The 2360-nt window shown below is 56.2% G+C and carries 2 protein-coding genes; both read right to left on the reverse strand.

Going from position 1 to position 2360, the window contains the following annotated elements; all coding sequences use genetic code 11:
• Window positions 1-115: 115 nt before the first annotated feature.
• Window positions 116-1702, reverse strand: a complete 1587-nt coding sequence (locus RTI30_RS14080) for a transposase (RefSeq protein WP_312284126.1) — start codon at window positions 1700-1702, stop codon at window positions 116-118.
• Window positions 1695-2102, reverse strand: a complete 408-nt coding sequence (tnpA, locus tag RTI30_RS14085) for an IS200/IS605 family transposase (protein ID WP_312284127.1) — start codon at window positions 2100-2102, stop codon at window positions 1695-1697. Before tnpA ends, RTI30_RS14080 begins: the two co-directional genes overlap by 8 nt.
• Between the last annotated feature and the right edge of the window lie 258 nt (window positions 2103-2360).

A 2360-nucleotide genomic window follows, 5' to 3' on the forward strand; every position in this document is an offset into this window, starting at 1 on the left:
AGCGGGGGAGCCTCCCAGACAAAGATTCTGCGAGGATGTTGGCACAGAAAACCTGTATCACCTATAGGTTTGGTTGACTACCCAAACAAGCGCGTTCAGCTGAACCTCCCCACGGCTAAAGCCGGGGGGTTCTGGATCCAGGTTCAGATGTCTTTCCGACTCTCTCCACAACCGTCGCTGCGGTTGGGCTACAACATCCGGAATCTTCACCTGCCCTGGTACCGATTCGAGAAAGAGCCGCTCTGTCTCTGGCACGAATGCCAAAGCTGGCAGGCAACGGCCTGCCCTTCGCAGCTTGTTGTATTATACCGGACACCGCTTTCTCCAGCAGCGGTTCCACAGCGCACCAGCCCTCGCGAGCTGATTCGGTGTCCAGATTCCAGGTCTCCCCATCCTTGCGAACGTGATGGCCCAGATAAGCACTATACAAATCCCGTTGCGCATAAACGCCGCACGAACAAGTATGCCAGCGTTTGCGCAACGGTTTCTTCACCACGGCCCCGCACTGACAACTCTGCGAGAGCTTCGTGGTCCGGGTGGGGAACTCGATCACCTCGCCACCGGCGCTTGCAGCCTTGCGATGTAAGTGACCCATGAATTCCCCAGGTGCCCGGTCGCGGACGCTCTTGCCGAACATCCGCTGAAAGGCTTTGTAGGATAATTTCTCGGCCATGACCGTGTTGCCTATGGCGATAATACGGTTAGCCAGTTTGCCATGTTCTGCCCGGCGATAGGCAGCCAGAACCCGGTGTAATTCCTTGAGACGGGCGCGCAGGCGCAGGTAGCCGTTGGTAAACACCCATTGCAGGCGTTTCCCTGGCGCTGGCTTTTTCACGGTGCCGTCCTGGTTGTAGTTATCGGGATTGGACCTTCTCCTGGATCGATCCATGGCCCGTTGCATCCGGCGGATCGTTTTCTGAAGGCTTGGCACATTGGCGCAGAACTGTTCCAGAAACGCGCCGGTATCGCTGACGGCGGCAATGGTAGATGGACCGATGTCGATACTACTCTTGCCAATACGAATGGGGTTCTTGCCTTTCCACTTCGGGTATCCGGCGATCACCAGTTGTACGTACCACCGCGTCTTACCTCGAATGGTTCGACGAACCAGGCGACAATACTTTACAGGTTGTTGCAGGGCGAACGCCTGGACCCCGTGTTTGTCTTTCTGGTCGTAGATCGCCCGGAGAGAAAGCCCGTTCCACTCGATGTGGTCTTCCCGCCAGCGCAAGCCCGTCGCGTTGCTCTTGCCTTCCATGGATTCCAGCGCTTTCCACTTCGGCTTGAAGCGTGGACGTCCACCCGTGCGGAACTGATAGCGTTGCGCCGCTGTGAATGCCCTGGTGCCGATTTTCTGAGTCGTGTGCGCATCCAGGTGGTCACCGATCCAGCAGGCGTTCTTGCATCGCGTAGCGTAAGACTGGATGTCGTAATCCGTGAAACCAATGGTTTCGGCAATCAGCGAGAATTCGGCAGCACGAGCTTTTTGTTCCGGTGATTTTGGCGCGCCTTTGGGCATCTTTCGCGCCGCCGCCCAAGCGCGGGATTCCTTCATCATATCCAGTCGCCGCAGGGCTTCGCCCAGCACCGCGTTATAGAGTTGCCGCCCGGCCTCGAACCGCACCGACAGCACCCTGGATTCGTGAGGGTTCACGACTAGGGGCAGCTCCAGTACGAATGACGGTCCGGCTTTTTTAGACATGCTTCTGCTGCTCGATATATTGTTTGACGATTTCCAGCGGCGCTCCGCCTACGGTGGAAACGAAATAACTGTTGGTCCAGAGACTCGGCAACCTGGTTCGACACCAGCGGAACTCCTGGCGCAACAGGCGCGATGACCGCCCCTTGATCAGTTTGACCAGGTGATGCACGCCGAACTGCGGGTCCACCTCGACCAACAGATGCACATGGTCCGGCATGACTTCCATCTCCAGCACTTCGCTATCGGTTTCCATACACACCTGCCGTATAATCTCCTTGAGCCGAGTATCCGCACCGTTCACCAGTACGTCGCGGCGGTACTTCGGGCACCACACCACATGGTATTTACAAGAAAATACCACGTTGTTGTTCGACTTGTATCTGACCTTATATTCTGACATATAGGCATTATACAGTATCCACATCAGATAACAATCCGCTGCCGCTCACCCCATGGCTAAAGCCAGGGGCTTGCGCGGCAGATTTGGGTCAGGTGATATCCAAAATCTCGTCGCCGTTCGTGTCCACGTCGATCTGGTCGATGAGGCCATAGTTATTAATCGTCGCCACATTGAAGCTGCCCTGTAGCTCGACCATGACCTGCGTGAAGTAGAATCCGGGAGAGTTCTGCTGCCCTACGTTTTGACTGGAGTAGGCTT

The organism is Candidatus Igneacidithiobacillus taiwanensis (assembly GCF_031962545.1).
GTDB lineage: Bacteria > Pseudomonadota > Gammaproteobacteria > Acidithiobacillales > Acidithiobacillaceae > Igneacidithiobacillus > Igneacidithiobacillus taiwanensis.

Bases quoted from the DNA above. Each gene is read 5' to 3' on its own strand.
- RTI30_RS14080 (WP_312284126.1), bottom strand. From the start codon at position 1,702: ATGTCTAAAAAAGCCGGACCGTCATTCGTACTGGAGCTGCCCCTAGTC.
- tnpA (WP_312284127.1), bottom strand. From the start codon at position 2,102: ATGTCAGAATATAAGGTCAGATACAAGTCGAACAACAACGTGGTATTT.